The sequence below is a fragment of the Gluconacetobacter dulcium genome (assembly GCF_014174165.1).
GTDB classification, from domain to species: domain Bacteria; phylum Pseudomonadota; class Alphaproteobacteria; order Acetobacterales; family Acetobacteraceae; genus Gluconacetobacter; species Gluconacetobacter dulcium.
Map to the genome: position 1 here is coordinate 1 of NZ_JABEQN010000003.1, position 17,699 is coordinate 17,699.

The 17,699-nt window shown below is 61.5% G+C and carries 17 protein-coding genes and 2 pseudogenes; all 19 read right to left on the bottom strand.

Going from position 1 to position 17,699, the window contains the following annotated elements:
• Positions 1–147 precede the first annotated feature (147 nt).
• Positions 148–444: pseudogene (locus HLH25_RS02985) on the bottom strand (transposase); the annotation flags it as partial.
• Positions 445–541: 97 nt separating this feature from the next.
• Complete coding sequence (locus HLH25_RS02990; RefSeq protein WP_220791664.1) at positions 542–1,507, bottom strand: reverse transcriptase domain-containing protein; 966 nt, start codon at positions 1,505–1,507, stop codon at positions 542–544.
• 41 nt (positions 1,508–1,548) lie between these two features.
• Positions 1,549–1,977, bottom strand: a pseudogene (locus HLH25_RS02995) (IS5 family transposase); the annotation flags it as partial.
• A gap of 76 nt (positions 1,978–2,053) precedes the next feature.
• Positions 2,054–2,443: a lactoylglutathione lyase gene (gene gloA, locus HLH25_RS03000; protein WP_182972671.1), complete on the bottom strand. Its 390-nt coding sequence runs from the start codon at positions 2,441–2,443 to the stop codon at positions 2,054–2,056.
• Positions 2,444–2,445: 2 nt separating this feature from the next.
• Positions 2,446–3,330, bottom strand: a complete 885-nt coding sequence (locus HLH25_RS03005; RefSeq protein WP_182972672.1) for an LpxI family protein — start codon at positions 3,328–3,330, stop codon at positions 2,446–2,448.
• Positions 3,331–3,350: 20 nt separating this feature from the next.
• Positions 3,351–4,205 (bottom strand): acyl-ACP--UDP-N-acetylglucosamine O-acyltransferase, encoded by an 855-nt coding sequence (lpxA, locus tag HLH25_RS03010; RefSeq protein WP_182972861.1) that lies wholly within the window; start codon positions 4,203–4,205, stop codon positions 3,351–3,353.
• Positions 4,206–4,417: 212 nt separating this feature from the next.
• Complete coding sequence (gene fabZ, locus HLH25_RS03015; RefSeq protein ID WP_182972862.1) at positions 4,418–4,903, bottom strand: 3-hydroxyacyl-ACP dehydratase FabZ; 486 nt, start codon at positions 4,901–4,903, stop codon at positions 4,418–4,420.
• 94 nt (positions 4,904–4,997) lie between these two features.
• The gene (gene lpxD / locus HLH25_RS03020; RefSeq protein WP_182972673.1) at positions 4,998–6,071 is read right to left on the bottom strand and encodes a UDP-3-O-(3-hydroxymyristoyl)glucosamine N-acyltransferase; all 1,074 of its coding nucleotides are present in this window, start codon (positions 6,069–6,071) and stop codon (positions 4,998–5,000) included.
• A 15-nt stretch (positions 6,072–6,086) separates the two neighbouring features.
• Positions 6,087–6,995 (bottom strand): OmpH family outer membrane protein, encoded by a 909-nt coding sequence (locus HLH25_RS03025; protein WP_182972674.1) that lies wholly within the window; start codon positions 6,993–6,995, stop codon positions 6,087–6,089.
• Positions 6,996–7,002: 7 nt separating this feature from the next.
• Complete coding sequence (bamA, locus tag HLH25_RS03030) at positions 7,003–9,309, bottom strand: outer membrane protein assembly factor BamA (protein WP_246401183.1); 2,307 nt, start codon at positions 9,307–9,309, stop codon at positions 7,003–7,005.
• Positions 9,310–9,576: 267 nt separating this feature from the next.
• Positions 9,577–10,680, bottom strand: a complete 1,104-nt coding sequence (gene rseP / locus HLH25_RS03035; RefSeq protein WP_182972676.1) for an RIP metalloprotease RseP — start codon at positions 10,678–10,680, stop codon at positions 9,577–9,579.
• A 37-nt stretch (positions 10,681–10,717) separates the two neighbouring features.
• Positions 10,718–11,875, bottom strand: a complete 1,158-nt coding sequence (gene dxr, locus HLH25_RS03040) for a 1-deoxy-D-xylulose-5-phosphate reductoisomerase (RefSeq protein ID WP_182972863.1) — start codon at positions 11,873–11,875, stop codon at positions 10,718–10,720.
• Between the two features lie 43 nt (positions 11,876–11,918).
• On the bottom strand, positions 11,919–12,839 hold the full coding sequence (locus HLH25_RS03045; protein WP_375289009.1) for a phosphatidate cytidylyltransferase: 921 nt from the start codon (positions 12,837–12,839) through the stop codon (positions 11,919–11,921).
• Positions 12,805–13,482 (bottom strand): polyprenyl diphosphate synthase, encoded by a 678-nt coding sequence (gene uppS, locus HLH25_RS03050; protein WP_246401209.1) that lies wholly within the window; start codon positions 13,480–13,482, stop codon positions 12,805–12,807. The genes HLH25_RS03045 and uppS overlap by 35 nt, the downstream gene beginning before the upstream one ends.
• A 142-nt stretch (positions 13,483–13,624) precedes the next feature.
• Positions 13,625–14,191 (bottom strand): ribosome recycling factor, encoded by a 567-nt coding sequence (gene frr, locus HLH25_RS03055; protein ID WP_114727753.1) that lies wholly within the window; start codon positions 14,189–14,191, stop codon positions 13,625–13,627.
• A gap of 92 nt (positions 14,192–14,283) precedes the next feature.
• Positions 14,284–15,024, bottom strand: a complete 741-nt coding sequence (pyrH, locus tag HLH25_RS03060; protein WP_182972678.1) for a UMP kinase — start codon at positions 15,022–15,024, stop codon at positions 14,284–14,286.
• A 135-nt stretch (positions 15,025–15,159) separates the two neighbouring features.
• Positions 15,160–16,053: a GTPase Era gene (gene era / locus HLH25_RS03065; RefSeq protein ID WP_182972679.1), complete on the bottom strand. Its 894-nt coding sequence runs from the start codon at positions 16,051–16,053 to the stop codon at positions 15,160–15,162.
• Between the two features lie 47 nt (positions 16,054–16,100).
• Positions 16,101–16,850 carry a ribonuclease III gene (gene rnc, locus HLH25_RS03070; RefSeq protein ID WP_182972680.1) on the bottom strand — a complete coding sequence of 250 codons (750 nt, stop codon included), beginning with the start codon at positions 16,848–16,850 and terminating at the stop codon, positions 16,101–16,103.
• A complete protein-coding gene (gene lepB / locus HLH25_RS03075) occupies positions 16,847–17,581 on the bottom strand; it encodes a signal peptidase I (RefSeq protein ID WP_246401130.1) in 735 nt (244 codons plus the stop codon). Before lepB ends, rnc begins: the two co-directional genes overlap by 4 nt.
• Between the last annotated feature and the right edge of the window lie 118 nt (positions 17,582–17,699).

Here is a 17,699-nt window from a genome sequence, read left to right on the forward strand (position 1 = left end):
TTACGTCACGCCGAACGAAGCAGAGGAGATCTTCTATACAATCCTGAACGATGATAAAAAAGCAGCCTGACTATTGAACCAAAAACTCTCCGGTAAACCCGGGGCGGTTCAGACATCCCTTGTGAGGCGGCGGCAGCGTCCGAGCTATGCAAAGCTGCGCTCCACGATCCAGCGTTTTGGCAGGACGACAAAGCCTTCTGTCCGATCGCTGCGCTTGACAATCTCGATCGTCCACCGGCCGAGTTCGGCCATCGCGTTACGCAGCCTCTCGCCAGCATACCCTCCGTCACCGATCAGATGGCGGAGCCAGGGGAACAGGGAGCGTATCCGGGTTGCCACCAGCGGCGCGCCGTCACGATCCTGAACGTCGGCGGGATGCACGACAGCCGCTACGACGTGACCCATCGTGTCGGTTGCGATATGCCGCTTGCGTCCCTTGATCTGTAGAGTCGAGGACGGGCGCGGTAGCATTGCCCCGTTTCCCGTCCCCGCTCATCAAACCGGACGTGCGGATTTCCCGCATCCGGCTTTCCGACTGGCTTCACCGCAAGGCCCACGGCGACGACCGACTGCGCTCGCGTCGAAGGCATCGGACAGCCAATTCCCCGTAGACATAGTCTCGGGAGAACTGGTCCGTTCCACGCCCCTGCACTTTGTGTCGTTGACGGAGGAAATGCTGCGTTCGGTCATAGACATGCTGATCGACGGCCTCGTATGCGGACGCGAGAGCCCCATGGAAGAAATAGGCCGACCAACCACGCAGAACGCGGTTCAACCGGGCTCGCACTTCGTCCCATGCGCCCTTGTTGCCGGGCACCAGCAGTTCGCCGATCTTCGCCTTGACCCGCTGCACGCTCTTCTTGGATGGGCTTGCCCCCAAGTACCAGCGGCCACCATTGGGGAGGTGGCGCGGCCCCAGTGTATAGCCAAGGAAGTCGAAGCCTTCACGCCGAGCATTCTTCACCGAGGTTTTCGCCTCGTTGAGCCTCAGCCCGAGCCTCGTCATCACCGCTCTCGTCCACGTCAGAGCCTCCTCCGCATGTCCGCGGCTGAGGATGACGAAGTCGTCGGCATAGGAGATGACATGGGCGTGGAAAACCTCGCCGCGCGCCGTCAACCGCCAATACTTCAGAAAGCGGTTCATGTAGATGACGGAGAGCAGTGGACTGACGACCCCACCCTGGGGAGTGCCGCGAGTGTTGCTCTTGCCGCCGCTCATGCGCCGCTTCCCGTCGCCATCCCGTTCCTCGACCGGCACTTGTAGCCACAGCTTGATCAGCCGCAGCACATTCCGATCGAGGATACGGCGGGCCACCGATCGGAGGAGGTCCGCGTGTGGGATCGTGTCGAAATATTTCGACAAGTCGGCATCGACTCTTTCGAGGCCTGCTCGAACTTCACTCACGTTACGGCCCGTTGGATCGCTCAGCCGCCCAAGGCGGCCTTTGTCACGAGGCTTCGACGAGACCAGTTGCCCAGCCGCGCCGCTCGTCAGCTTCCGGATCAATCGACAACTCTCCGGATGGAACCTTCCTCCATAGATGATGCGCGCCTTCGAGGCGCACTCTTGCCCGCGTCATAGCCACGCGGGCCGCCATTTTCTGCGGTTTTCACCGACTGGCTGTCGATGATGCCCACCGAAGGCGTGGCGTCTCGTCCATCCTGCTCACGCGACAGGATCACGAGAATATGGTTCATGGCCTCCCATCGTCCCTCGCGTATCCACCAATAGAAATAACCTTGCACGGTCGTAAAGGCGGGAAAATGCCGGGGCAGTTGCCGCCATTGGCAGCCGGTCGTGACGATATAGAGGATCGCCTCCATGACGCGGCGCAAATCCGTGCGGCGCGGCCTCCCCAGACGTTTCCTCTCGGGCATCAGCGGCTCAATCAGCGCCCACTCCGCATCGCGCAGGTCACTTGCATACTCAAGGTCGTCCCGACGATACTGCGCGCGGGTGATTTCAGTCCAGGCCATCTTGATCTCATCAGGTCATCGCAAACCCATGAATCATAACCTGCTGAAATCACTCAACTCATTTTAAGTCAGACACTCAGACTCTCTGGATCAGTTCGATCTTGTACCCGTCCGGGTCTTCGACAAAAGCAATGACAGTAGTGCCGAATTTCACGGGTCCGGCCTCACGGATGACTTTACCGCCGCCGGCCCGCACCACCTCAACCATCTCCGCAACATCGGGCACGCCGACCGCAAAATGCCCGAATCCAGTGCCGGCTTGATATCCGTCATCTTTACCCCAGTTATAGGTCAGTTCGATTTCTGCCTGACCTGCGTCGTTATCGGCATAACCAATAAAGACCAGAGTATATTTACCCTCGGGCACGTCACGTCGGCGCAACTCATGCATACCGAGCAATTTATAGAAAGCAATGCTGGTATCGAGATTATGGACACGGACCATCGTGTGCAGATAGGTAGCCATCGTCATTCTCCTGTTCTACCAGTTGGCACACCCACCGCCCCCTCATTGATCCCCATCAGGAACAGGCCAGTCTCATCGGCAGCGGCGACGCAGGCCGCCGAATCGATCATCAGAGTCGCACCTGCTTGAAAGGCGATACCACGTAGCCCCACCTCTGCAGCACGCCGGACGGTATCCGATCCAATCGTCGGCAGATCGGCGCGGAGATCCTGCCCAGGTTTGAGCATCTTGACCAGAACACCACCCGGCCGCCCCGGTTGCCTGCATTCTCCGGCCCGCAACAGCATCCGGTCAGTACCTTCCATCGCCTCGACGGCCAGCACCAAACCGTCCTGCACCACACACCCCTGTCCGATATCCAACCGCCCGATCGCCTCGACCACATCCTGACCGCGACGGATGTCCGCCAAGGCTCCCGAATCGGGCTGGATGCGCCCCAATACACCAGAGCGACCAACTGAACCCGAAAGGAACTCATGGGCGCCATGAATAACAAAGCCTTCTTCGGCCAGCACACGTACGATCGCCGCAAGCAATCCATCATCACCCGAGAACAGTGCCCGTCCGATTCGTCCCATGATCCGCACACCCGCCGCATCTGGGCGCAGATCGGAAAAAGATGGCCGGCGTACCGGCCCGATCAGGACCAGATCTCGGCACCCTTCCGCTCGCAGACAAGACAGGATCTCACCGGCCGCAGCCAGCCTGATATAACGGTGCGGCCAAGGTTCGACCACGCCAGGTTCGGCAAAATCCTGGAACCCAACGATGAAGACGCGACGCCCAAGCCTTTCCACGGTGCGCGCTACCTGCCCCGGCAGTGGCCCTCCTCCAGCCAAAATGCCCACGCAGCTTCCGGCTAGTCTAGGGCCGTCACCGACGATCATGCCGATACCCTATCCTCGCCCTATACCCCGTCAGATTCAATCGATACCGCACCACCGCCAGCCACTCGCACCAATCCGCGATGGCTGGGAGCTTCGATGAAGGCTAAAATCTCAGCCACCTTCGGCTCATCACCATATTCCGTTCGCACCGAAGCCATACGCTGGCTGAACGCCATCGATTGCTCTTCCATTGCGCGGGGATAAAGCGCACGGAACGCACGCCGCAAGCGATGCACCTCTTCGGCCTGCACGCCATTACGCTTTAACCAAATCCAATGCAGCCCGACCAGCCGGGCTCGATTTCCAAGCACGCTGCCATAGGGAATCACATCGGCCTCTACACCGCATACGCCGCCGACCAGCGCCGCACGACCGATACGCACGAACTGATGCAATGCCGCTGCACCCATGATTCGCGCGTGGTCCCCGATTGTGACATGCCCTCCCATGACGACATTGTTCACGATGATCACGCTGTTCCCTAGCGCGCAGTCATGCGCAACGTGGGAATTGGCCATGATCAGGCAATCGTCACCCACGCGTGTCACGCCGGTGCCGGTCGCAGTGCCCCGATGAATAGTCACATGCTCTCGGATCACGGTTCGTGCTCCGATGATACAGCGCGTCGACTCTCCTCGGTATTTCAGGTCTTGAGGTGCCATGCCGATCGTAGTGAATGGATAACAGACAACTCCTGGACCAATCTGCGTATGACCATCGACGATCACATTGGCGATCAAATGCACGCCATCTTCGATCACGACGTCGGGACCAATCGAACACCATGGACCAATCCGGACCCCATGCCCAATCACCGCCCCGTCGGCGACGATCGAGGACGAATGAATCTCTGCTGCTCGGCTTACTGAGTCCATTTGTACCAAATCGGTCAATATGCTCTCCCACAGCGGGGCTCGGCCCAGAACCGTCTGCATGCCGATGCCCCGGTTCAGCCAGCGTTCATCTTCAGCGCGGTGATCTCTCGTCAAGCGCCGCATACCAGCGAATCGGATATCGCATTCCACGCAAGGAGGAAACTATTGCCCAGAAACGGAACGGAACGTTTCAATCCGACCCAGCGGCGGCTTTAGCCCATAATCATCGCGCTGAATGTCGCCTCGGCTACCGATACGCCATCCACACGTGCCACGCCCCTGAATTTCCAGACATTAGCACGACTACGTTCCTTTTCGACATGGATCCGCAACTGATCGCCAGGTTCTACCGGACGGCGGAACTTGGCTCCGTCGATGGTCATGAAATAAACCAATTTACCTTCAAAGGCGGCCCCCAGGGTCAATACGACGAGAGTCGCCGCCGTCTGCGCCATCGCCTCAATTATCAGCACACCAGGCATTACGGGGCGGGATGGGAAATGCCCCTGGAAATGCGGTTCACTTGCGGTAACATTCTTGATGCCTACAGCGGAAGAACCCAGTATTATATCGACCATCCGGTCAATAAGCAGAAATGGATAGCGATGAGGAATCGCCTCCATAATCCGCATCACGTCGATCGACTCAATACTCGTCGGGCTATCGCCCACTGCGGGAACCTCTACTTCTTTATTCACGTCGTCCGACCATATTTTGCTCAGGACGGCAGGTCCAAGCACCTTTTCATACAAACACCCACCTATCCCGGTTGAATTCCGGGGGCCTGCTGTCTCAGGCCTCTCCTCCTCCCTCGCGCGGCGTCTTTTTCGCCAAGCGCCGCAACACTGCCACATTCCGAAAAAACTCCCGGAATGGCATCGCGGGACTGCCGATAACGTCAGCCCCTGCCTCCACGTCCGACATCACTCCACATTGCGCACCGATCCGGGCTTTGGTGCCAATACGAATATGGCCAATCAAGCCAGCCTGGGCAGCAACGGTAACGAAATCGCCGAGTTCCGTAGATCCTGATATCCCCGCCTGAGAAACCACGATACAGCAGCGACCCAAGCGCGCATTATGACCAATCTGCACCAGATTGTCGAGGCGCGAGCCTGCACCGACAACAGTGTCCTGTGACGAGCCTCGGTCTATCGTGGAGTTCGCCCCGACTTCGACCCCATCCTCCAAGATCACGCGCCCCAATTGTGGAACGGTCTCGAAGCCATTAGGGCCCACCGCAAAACCAAATCCTTCCTGACCGATCCTTACCCCTGCCAGCAACGTCACCCGATCACCCAAAAACGCGTGTGATACGCAGGCATGGGCGCCTACTCTGCATCGCTCACCAATCCTTACCCCTTCACCGATCACCGCGTGCGAGTCGATACGGGTTCCTGCCCCGATGGATGCTCGTGCTCCGATCACAACGAAAGGACCGATCTGCGCCGATGGATCGACGGCAGCCTCCGTTCCCACCAACGCCGTCGGATGAATGCCTGGAACCACGGCTGGCGCCGGATGAAACAGACTAGCCACCCGTGCCCACGCCAGATAGGGCGCCTGACAGACCAGCCCGACGGTACTCTTGGGCAACCGGTCGACAAAAGCCTGACCCAAAAGCACTACACCCGCGCGCGTCTGCTCCAGCAACGGCGCATAGCGGCGATTATCCAGGAAGCTGACATCCTGCGGACCGGCCGATTGCAGCGGAGCTATGCCGACATACAGCCTATCGGGATCAATGCCTTCATTCCCAACGATCCGGGCATCCGCACATTCCGCGAGCTTCTGGAGCGGAAACGGACCGTTCCGCTCGAAGAACCGCTCATCACCCGGCAGGGCGGCGTCGACCTGCCCTTTCATTCCCAGTTGCGCCCCTCAGTGATGTGCCACCGCGGGCGCAGCCGCGGCAGGAGCTTCAGGTGACGCTACCGGGGCCTGAGCCTCCTGCTGCTGACGTTCAACATCGGCGGTGGTGGGCATCGTACCAGACTTTGCCAACACTTCGGGATCAACATTCGCCGCCGGGATAAACACCGTCGGCAATACCTTGTTCAGTTGATCGGCAACTTGCTGGGTGATGTCCAGCCCGTCTTGGCTGAGAGCCACCTGCTCACGATGCAGAATCAGGTTCATTCCCCGACTACTCGCAACCTGACGGATGATCTGAACCAGTTCACGCTCGATCTGCCCCAGCGAGACCTGAGCCGCTTCCTGAACGACGCGATTACGATTGCGGAAATCGCGCTGGGCGCTGATTACACGCTCCTGCAGATGACGCTCGCGCTGCTGAATCTGATCGGAAGCCATATTTTTCGCTTGGGCCTGCAACTTCTGCTGCTCGTCTCGCCAGCCGGCTTGTTCCTTCTGCGCGTCGCGCGCCAGTTCATCACGCCGTGCCCCCAGCACGCGTTCGGCCTGTTGCGCGGCACTGGAAAGGCGCATTACGTCAGGCACACTGATCACGCCAATTACAGGCACAGGCGGTGCAACGCCACGTGGAATGTCGGGCGACGGCGGCACAGGCGGCAGCGGCAACACAGGCGGTGTCTGGGATTGCGCCTCGTCGCCATCGGCTGGGGATGCTGGCATCGGAACCGGCGCAGGATGAGCCTGACTACGGGGAGCCGACGCAGCCGGGCCGGGCTGGGCAGTCTTGGGAACGAACCAACCGGCATTTCCACCGGAGGGCGCTACCCCCTGCGCCCATGCCGGAACACAGGCCGTGCCGGCGCATGACAGCACGACAGCCGCGACCAGAGCGGATACGCCACTTGAACGAAGCATTGTCACCTCAGAATTGCTGGCCGAAGCCGAAGCGGAACAATTGGGTCCGGTCATGTTTCTGCTTAAGGACCGGAATACCAAGATCGATATTGATCAGGCCAAATGGGCTTTTCCACGCAAAGCCTACGCCAGTCGTCACGCGGGGCGTCAACGTGTCACCATAAACCGGCGTATAGCGGGGCATGTCCTGCGGATAGGCCGTATAGCGATTCCGCACACGCAGACCGTCCAATCCACCCATATCCACGAAATAACGGCCGCGAATCCCCATATCCGCCCCGAAAGGCATCGGAAAATTAAGGGTGGCCGAGGCGGTATAAAGGAAGCGGCCGCCGATGAAATCCTCTTGCGAATGCATCGGATAGGTCTGGCCGTTCCACGTATAGGCTGGGATGCCCATGCTACGTGGCCCTGCACCTCCGTCCAGAAAGCCGCGTAGCGTATTACCGCCTAGATAGAAGTTATCGATGATGTCACTACGACCACCACCCCAATTGGCAATCTCTCCTGCACCAGCCGTCAGCGCCAATGTCCAGTCATGGTTACCCGTGAGATCGTCCATCGGAATGTAGTAGCCTAGATCCACCTTGCCGCGCACATAGCGTTCGTTACCGCCCAAACCGGCGAAATCACCGCCAAGTCTTACGACGTAGCCACTATGTGGCTGCATGCGGTTATCGCGCGTGTCGTACGTGATAGTCGTACTGAGCTGCGATAGCAGCGACCAGCCGGTCTGGTCGAGAACATACCAGGATGCATCGCTGTACGCGTTATCAACGTGACGATCCGTCAGCGTGTAGCTCCAAGACTGCGACAGACGATTGGTATAGGCATACCCCATCCTCAGCGTGATGCCGTAGCGCCCTTCTGAATAGTTCTGGTAGGTCTGGTAATTATTTTCAATAACGAACAGATCGACGCCAGCGACCAAGTTGCGGTTCAGGAAGTAAGGATCGCTGACCGACACGTCCGCCTGCCGCTGGTAATAGGCCATCGTCCCGGAAATACCAGCATCAACACCAGATCCCAGCAGATTATGCTGCTTCAGCCCAATATTACCCAGAATACCTACGTCGGTCGAATAGCCACCACCCAGCGAAAATTCGCCTGTTGGCTTCTCGACGACATTAACCGCCACGTTCGTCCGGTCTGGTGCCGAACCCGGTGTCTGGTCCACCGAGACGCTGCTGAAGAAACCCAGATCCTGCAAGATCGCCTTGGTGTATTTCCGCTCGGTGGGAGTGTACGGGTCGCCTTCAGACATCGGGATCTGGCGTCGGATCACCGAATCCTGCGTAATCGTGTTGCCATTGATATCGATCCGCTCAACATAGGCGCGTGGCCCTTCGCTTACATCGAACAGCAGGTCCACAACGCGCTTTTCAGGGTTGCGGGCGATTTCTGGGCGCACCATCGCAAACGGATAGCCCTGCCCCTGTAGAATCTCCTGCATGTCAGTCGCGTTATGCTGCACTGCGCTGCCATCGTACCACTGGTTCGCAAACAACTCGATATATTTGCGCATCGATGCTGCGCTCACATGCTTCAGCGACGAGCGAATATTGACCTTACCTAACCGATAGCGCGGCCCTTCATCCACCGCGAAGGTCACATAGAAGGATTTGCGATCAGGCGCGAGTTCGCCCGTCTGGTTGCGCACCTGAAAATCGACGAACCCATTACGGAGGTAAAATCGGCGCAACAGCTCGGAATCGTAGCGAATACGCTCGGGGTTATATTCATCGGACGAAGCGAAGAACCGATACCATGCCGTTTCCTTCGAGGATATGACTTGGGCCAGACGGGCTTCACTGAACGCCTTGTTGCCAACGAATGAAATTTTGTGGATCAGGGTTTGCTGGGCTTCGTTGATCTGAAAGACCACATCGACCCGATTATGCGCCAGCCGGATGATCTGTGGCGTTACCGTTGCGGCATACCGTGCCTTGCTGGCGTAGACCTCCAGGATCTTTTTACGATCGGCCGCCGTGATTTGAGTGGAGAACACCGCGCGCGGACGTAACGCGATCACCTTTCGTAGATCCTCGTCCTTCGCGGCATGGTTGCCTTCAAAGGCGATGCGATTGACAATCGGATTCTCGGCCAGACGTACTTGAAGCACATTACCCGCCCGATGAAGCGTCACATCCCGGAACAAACCGGTTGCATACAATGTCTTCAGCGAACGATCGAGTTGGTCCTGATTGAACGGATCCCCGGGCTGCACCACCATATAGGATAGAACGGTGCTGGTCTCGATCCGGTCATTGCCGGTGACCTGTATTGCTTCGATAATGCCGCCGGATCGAGCCATATGCCCCGCCGGAGCGTGATCTGCCGGGACTCCACGCCGCGCCTCGGCGGTTCCGGCGAGAAACAGCGGCACGAGGCAGACCGACGCCAGAAGCGTTGAACGTTTAGTCGGCAAATTCAGCTTCCCCCAAACCAGACGCTCCGCGAACCCTTAACCGCACCATACAACCAGAGTCGTAGTGCTCACGGTCGATCATATCCGCTTGGCGGACGTATCCGAAATCCCCCCCTTCGCGCAAGCACCCGCGTGTTCGGATATGCGAGCGCGTCAACCGTTCAAGGACGCAACCCAGCGAAACAGGCCAAAATGCGACAGGTCATTAAACGTGGAAAAGAGAAATAGTCCCGCGATCACGGCAAACCCTGCCTGAAAACTGATGTCGCGCACACGGCGCGAAACCGGACGCCCGAGCAGCGCCTCCAACCCGTAGAACACCAACCTCCCGCCATCCAGCACGGGAATCGGAAACAGGTTGATCAACCCCAGATTGACGGACAGCAACGCCATGAACGACACGAGACTGGCTACCCCGTATTGTGCCACTTGGCCCGACATCTGAGCGATGCGCAGGGGACCGCCCAAGTCCTTCGCGCTGTGCTGCCCGGTCAGCATCTGCCACAACCCGCCCAGCGTCTGGATTATCAGGCGCCAAGTCTCCTGCACGGCCGCGCCCACCGCTGCCATGGGCGACATCGGCTTGCCGACTGTCGCAGTAAACATCACCCCAAGCTGCCCGGTCCTGGTGCCGCTTTTGTCCGTCACGGTCCCCACGATCACGGGAAGCGTCACAACCTGACCGCCGCGTCGAACGCCCAGTTCGGTATGCGCCCCAGGTTCCGCGGTAACACGAGCCTGAATATCCGCGACATCAGAAACCGTATGATCCCCGATCCTGACAATCACGTCATCCGGTTTCACTCCGGCGGCCTCGGCTGCACTGCCTGCCACGACCTGTCCCACGACATTGCGGATCTCCGGCCGACCCGCGAACATGAAGAGACCGGCAAACAGCACGATAGCGAGCAGAAAATTGAATATCGGCCCGGCAGCGATTACGATCGCGCGCGAGAGCACAGGTTTGTCATGAAAGGTTCGTCCTGGCAGCCAAGCCGCCATCTGTTCGGGCGTCGCCTCATCAGGTCCTTCGAACCCATGTGGCTTGACGTATCCTCCCAGCGGAATCGGACATAGTCGCCATTCCGTACCGACACGATCGTGCCAGCGCAGCAGGGGGCGCCCGAAGCCGATCGAGAAGACCTCGACATGCACCCCCCGCCAACGGGCGGCCAGATAGTGGCCCAACTCGTGAATAAAGACCAACACACCCAGCACCAGGGCGAAGGCAAGAAGGGTCCGAAGCAACTCGGGCATGATGATGGATCAGCTCCTCATAACGATATCGCTGAGGTCAAGCAGCGAGGGATGTCGTCCGCAGCCGGGCAGCGCGACGAGCTTCCTCGTCCCAATGCAGCACCTCTTCAAGCGAATCAGCACTCTGGCGCCCGAGAGCCAGCATCACGCCCTCTACCACCCGCGCAATGTCGAGGAACCCTATGGAGCCGCCCAAGAATGCCTCGACCGCGATCTCATTCGCCGCTGACAGGATAGTGGGGACGGCGCCGCCGACACGCAAGGATTCACGCGCCAAACGCAGGGCGGGGAAACGTACCTCGTCCGGTTCCTCGAAATCCATTCGTCCGAGCGCGGCAAGGTCCAGCCGAGGCGAGTTCGTCGCCATGCGTGCCGGCCAGGCCAGGGTGTGCGCGATGGGAATACGCATGTCGGCCGAGCCCATCTGCGCCACGATGCTGCCGTCGCTATACTGAACGAGCCCATGCACGACTGATTGCGGATGAACCACAACGCCGATTCGGTCCTCGGTCAGCGCGAACAGGCGCGCGGCCTCGATCACTTCCAGACCCTTGTTGAACATGGTGGCCGAATCGATGGTGATCTTGGCGCCCATTGTCCATGTCGGATGCTTCAGCGCAGCTTCCAGCGTTGCCTTTTCCATCTCGGCGAGCGTGGCACGGCGGAATGGACCGCCCGAGGCGGTCAGCACGATTTTTTCCACCTCGGCAACCTGACGGTCGGCCATCGACTGGAAAATCGCATTATGCTCGGAATCGACCGGCAGCAACGTAGCCCCAGCCTGTTCGACGGCGCGCAGCATGACGTCACCCGCGCAGACAAGGGCTTCCTTGTTCGCCAGCGCGACGAAACCACCATTCCGGACCGCCGCCAGGGTTGGTTCAAGCCCGATCGCCCCGGTAATGGCGGCCATGGTCCAATCTACCTGACGCGCAGCCGCCTCGATCACCGCCTGACGGCCGCCCGAAGCCATAATGCCGGTGCCTGCCAGCAGCGCGCGCAGGTCCGGCAGACAAGCTTCATCGGCGATGACGGCCTGCTCGGCGCGTAGCGCCCGCGCCTGCTCGGCCAAGCGCTGGACGTTACGGCCGCCGACGAGCGCCACGGCACGAAAACGCTCCGGTGCCTGCAGCAGCAGATCGACCGTGGAGCATCCGATGCTGCCGGTGCTGCCCAGAACGGTGACTGACTTCATGCCTTTTTCTTCCCTGCCGTTAGGCGTCGACACGCCATCACTCTCATTCGACCGTATGCCCGCCACGCGCCATATGCGGCATATCCGTGTACGTCCCAAACACGGCGGAAACCAGACCGGTGGGCGTCACATACCAAAATGCCCCGGCCCCCGCCGCCCCCAGAGACAACAGGGCTGCCAGCGGCGCCGCAACCAGCAAGCCGTCGAACCGATCCAGCAATCCGCCATGCCCTGGAATGATCGCACCGGAATCCTTTACCCCGCGCGCCCGTTTCAGCGCACTTTCCGCCAAATCCCCAATTTGGGCTGCCACAGCCATCAGGCCACCGAACATTATTCCATGCCCCCAGGCCCCCGAACCGGAGACAAGCGCGCAGATTACGCTGCCGGCCACCATGGCGCAGCCCAGCCCCCCCAGCGATCCCGACCATGTCTTGGCCGGTGAGATCGCCGGGGCCAGCTTGGGGCCACCGATCAGGCGGCCGATCAGATAGGCCCCGCTGTCGCTGACGGCGACACAGGTGATGACGAACAGCACGACACTGGCACCCGGCACTGTCATCAGGCGCAGCCACAGCAACGCCAGGCCGGCGCAGCCAATCACCATCTGGCCGCTCCACAGCGCTGGCCCGAAAACGAATGCACCGCCGATCACCAGAAATGATTCCAGCCAATGTCCGCCCAGCGCCGCAGCCATGACGGCAACCGGCCAGAGGACATAGAGCGCACCACGCCAGGACCGGAGATTGAGCCCGAACAGGCGCCCCCATTCCACCGCCATGCCTGCGCTGGCCAGCAGGACCAGCAGCGCATAAGCCGCTCCGCCCGCCCAAATACACAATGCAGCCACGGGAACCAGTACCGCGGCGGAGATCAGGCGCGCACGCAGGTCTTTCCAGTTCCTGCCTCCGCGTGGAATGGCGGAAGGCTCAGAGCGTGGGTCGGGCACCGAAGCGTCTTTCACGCCGGGCGAACATGTCCAACGCCGCGTCGAAATGCTGTTCATTGAAATCCGGCCACAGGGTGTCGAGAAACACAAGTTCGGCATAGGCCGACTGCCAGAGCAGAAAATTGGACAGCCGGCACTCACCGCTGGTCCGAATGATCAGGTCGGGATCGGGCAGATCGGCCGTGAGCAGAAAACGGCCGAACAGCGATTCATCCAGTTGCGCCGGGTCCAGCGCGCCGTCACGCACCGCCAGCGCTACGTGCTTCGCCGCCTGCATGATATCCGCCCGCCCGCCATAGGACAGCGCCAGCACCAGTGTGAGCCGGCGGTTTGCGGACGTTACGTCCTCCGCCCGTTTCGCTTCGGCCCGTACATCGTCGTCAAAGCGCGACAGATCGCCGATGATGCGGATCCGCACCCCCTCGCGCGACAATTCGGCCACCTTGTGACGCAGGTAATAGCGGAGGAGCGACGTCAGATCCGCCACCTCGTCTGGGGTACGGCGCCAGTTTTCAGACGAAAATGCATATAGTGTCAGATAACCGACCCCGCGCCTGATCGCGGCCTGCACGCATCGCCGCACGGCCTCCGCGCCCGCGCTGTGTCCGGCGGCGCGGGGTAGCCCGTGCGCCATGGCCCAGCGGCCGTTGCCATCCATGATCAACGCGACATGCCCCGGCGGAGCCGGCACAGCGCCACCATTGCCCCGACCCGCTATATCGAGAGGGGTATTGGGGGGTATCTGCGCGTCTGTTGTCCCGGCCGCCGGGCCAGGTACGGAGCCCATGGTCACGGCGAGGTCAGACCTGCTTGATCTCGCGTTCCTTCTCCGCGAGCATGTCGTCGATCCGCTTTACATACTGGTCGGTCAATTTCTGGATCGCCTCGGACCAGACTTTTACGTCGTCCTGACTGATTTCGCTCTTCTTCTCGAACGTCTTCGTCTGGTCCATGCCGTCGCGCCGCACACCGCGCACCGCGATCTTGGCGTTTTCGGAATATTTGCCGGCCGTGCGCGCCAGGTCGTTGCGACGTTCTTCGGTCAATTGCGGGATCGGCACCCGCACCGTCTGGCCATCGGCCGCCGGGTTCAGCCCCAGGCCGCTATCGCGAATCGCACGCTCCACGGCACCGACCAGCGAGCGGTCCCACACCTGCACCGTCAGCATCCGGGCTTCCGGCACTGCGATCGACCCGACCTGCGTCAATGGCACTTCACCGCCATAAGCTTCCACGCGCACCGGTTCGATCAGGGCCGGGCTGGCCCGTCCCGACCGCAATCCGGCGAAATCGCGGCGCAGGCTTTCCAGCGCGCCGTCCATCCGGCGGACAAGGTCATCCAGCAGTGTCTTCTGATCAGCAGCCACAGTGGCCCTCCACACTCAAGCAGGGCGGCCACCGGAGCGGCCACCCGTCATACACATCAACTCGCCACAGGAGCGCCGGGGCGCCCTGACTGTCAGGACGCCTCGACGATCTTGGTATACAGTCCCTCGCCCCGCATTACCTGGGGAAACGCGCCCGGTGCGTGGATATTGAACACAAGAATCGGCAGGCGGTTTTCGCGCGCCAGGCTGATGGCGGCGGCATCCATCACATGCAGGTCGCGCGCCAGCACATCGAGATAGGTCAGCGTCTCGAAACGGGTGGCGTCGGGCACCTTGCGCGGATCGGCCGAATAGACGCCATCGACCTGCGTGCCCTTGAGCAGCGCATCGCAATCCATTTCGGCGGCACGCAGCGCGGCCGCCGTATCGGTGGTAAAGAACGGATTACCCGTCCCCGCCGCAAAAATGACGACCCGGCCCTTTTCCATATGGCGGACCGCCCGCCGGCGGATATAGGGCTCGGCCACCGACGACATATGGATCGCCGACATCACGCGCGTCGGAACGCCATGGCGCTCCAGGGCATTCTGCACCATCAGGGCGTTGATCACGGTCGCCAGCATGCCGGCATAATCGCCCTGCGCCCGGTCCATGCCGCGCGCGGCCGCCGCAACGCCACGGAAGATGTTGCCGCCACCGATCACCAGGCAGACCTCGACCCCGGTCTGGGCGACGATCGCCACGTCCGCGGCGATGGTGTCCACCATTTCAGGGTCGATGCCATACGAGCCGTCGCCCATCAGGGCCTCGCCCGAAATTTTCAGCAGGACACGGCGGTAACCCTGAACGTCTTGTGCTTCACGATCCGTCACGAGGTCCCCCGATTGCTTATACGATGGCTCCTCACGGGGAATGCTCCCCGCCTGGACCACACTTACGCCGATCCTCTTAATCCCCCTGATGACCGGTCACAAGCACACTCGTCATTCCAAACTCAATCCTCCCGTTCAGGAGGCGTCGTCCAGTCCGAGCGCGCGCAGGCGGGCCTTCTCCTCGTCCCAGCCGGCGCGCTCCTTCACATTCAGAAACAGATGGCACGTCCGGCCCAGCAGACGCGACAGATCCTTGCGCGCCTTCTCGCCGATCGCGCGGATCCGGCTGCCTTTTTCGCCGATCAGGATCGCCTTGTGCCCTGCGCGCGCCACATAGATCGTCACCTCGATCCGCACCGAGCCGTCGGGTTGCTCGCGGAAGTTCTCGGTTTCGGCGGTGGCGGCGTAGGGCACTTCTTCGTGCGTCTGGAGAAAGATCTGTTCGCGCACCAGTTCGGCCGCCAGCAGGCGATCGGGCAGGTCGGTCAGGTCGTCCTCGGGATACAGGTACGGTCCCTCGGGCAATGCCGCGCCCAGCGCATCCAGGAGGTCGTCAACCCCGTCGCCGCTCCGCGCGCTGACCATGTAGACGTGCTCCACATCCAGCAGGCCGGACAGTTCGGCCGTCAGCGGAAGCAGGGCCTGGCGATCCACCAGGTCGGTCTTGTTCAGCACCAGCCAGACGCGGCGGCGCGTCTTGGCCAACTGCTCGATAATGGGGCGCACCGTGTCACACAGGCCGCGACGTGCGTCGATCAGCAGCAGCGTAATGTCGGCATCCTCGGCACCGGTCCAGGCCGCCTTCACCATCGCGCGGTCCAGCCGGCGACGGGGCTTGAAGATGCCCGGCGTGTCCACCAGCAGGATCTGGCTGGCGCCGCGCATCAGAATGCCCAGCACGCGGAAGCGGGTCGTCTGTGCCTTCGGACTGACGATGGACAGTTTCGCCCCCGCCATCCGGTTCAGCAAGGTCGATTTCCCGGCATTCGGCGCACCGACGATGGCGACAAAGCCGCAGCGGGTGGTCATTTCGTGTACCCTTTCCGGCGAGGTCGTCCCCTCGCCACAATAATCCGTCATCCGATCCGCCGCAGCAGGTCTGCCGCCGCGGCACTTTCGGCCGCGCGCTTGCTGCCCGCCTCCCCTTCGCCCGACTGGCCGCCGGCCGTCACCGCGATCACGAACCGGGGGGCATGCGACGGCCCGTCGACCAGTACCGTCTGATAGGACGGCAGCGGTTGCCCGCGCGCCAGCACCCATTCCTGCAAGGCGGTCTTGGGGTCCTTGGGCGGGCGGGCCTGGGCGATGATCGCGTCGTTCCAGGCCGCGCGCACGAAACGGCGCGCGGGTTCCAGGCCGCCATCCAGATACATCGCGCCCAGAATCGCCTCCACCGCGTCAGCCAGCACGTTGGCGACCTGGCGCACGCCGGCGCGGGCCTCGTGCTCGGCCACGTCCAGCGCCCGCGTCAGGTCCATCGTGGCCGCGATGGCGGCCAGGATCGGGCGCGACACCAGATGCGCGTGGCGTGGCCCCAGCGCGCCTTCCTGCTCGTCTGGAAAGCGCTCCAGCAGCCATTCGGCCATCAGCAGACCCAGGACGCGGTCACCGATGAATTCCAGCCGTTCGTTGGAGCCGGCGCCGCGGCGGGATGCCGGTTGACGGCCGCGGCGGCCTGATCCGCCGCTGCGCTGGTGGGCGGCGGAGCGATGGGTCAGGGCTTCGCGCAGCAGGTCGGTGCGGCGGAAATGATAGCCTAGCCGGGCCTCGACCGCCGCCACGTCGCCACCGGGCGCGACCTCTTCCACGGTGCCTTCGGCAGTCATTTCACGCCCATGAAGAGGCGGTTCCAACGGATTTCGGCCGGCCACATCCAGAATTCCCACACCGGATAGCGCGTATCGAGCGACAGGAATATCCATTTGGCCTGGCCGATCAGGTTCTCCATCGGCACGAAACCGAGATCTTCCGGGTCGTCGCCCATGAAGCGGCTGTCGGCGCTGTCGTCGCGATTGTCGCCCATCGCGAAGAAATAGCCCTGCGGCACGACATAGACCGGGGTGTCGTTCTGGAAGCCCTCGTTGGTCAGCTTCAGGATGTCGTGCCGGACGGTCGGCGCGCCGGCACTGCCCGGCAGATCTTCTTGAAAACGCTGGCCTTCCATGCGGGTGCGGTGCTCGTCCACCGCCACGTAATCGCCCTTCGACACGCGGGGGACCAGCACGTCGTTGAGATAGAGTTCGCCGCCGCGCACCTGCACGCGGTCACCGGGCAGGCCGATGATGCGCTTGATGTAGTCGATCGACGTGTCCTTGGTGAAGCGGAAGACCGCGACATCGCCGCGATGAGGCGTGCGCGCGAAGATGCGCCCGCTGAACAGGTCGGGCGAGCGCGGCAGCGAGAAATGGGAGTAGCCGTAGCTGTATTTCGCGACCCAGAGATAGTCGCCGACCTGCAAGGTCGGGATCATGGACCCGGAGGGGATGTTGAACGGCTCGAACAGGACGGTGCGCACCCCGATCGCCAGCGCGCCGGCGATGATGATGGTGCGGGCCATGTCCCAGACGCCGCGCAAGGCCGGAAGAACGCCCCCTGACGAGAGGGGTGATGTATGGGTCTTGTGCGGGTCATCCATAGGTATGGTGTCTGAATCCGGAAGGTGATGCGGGGGCCGC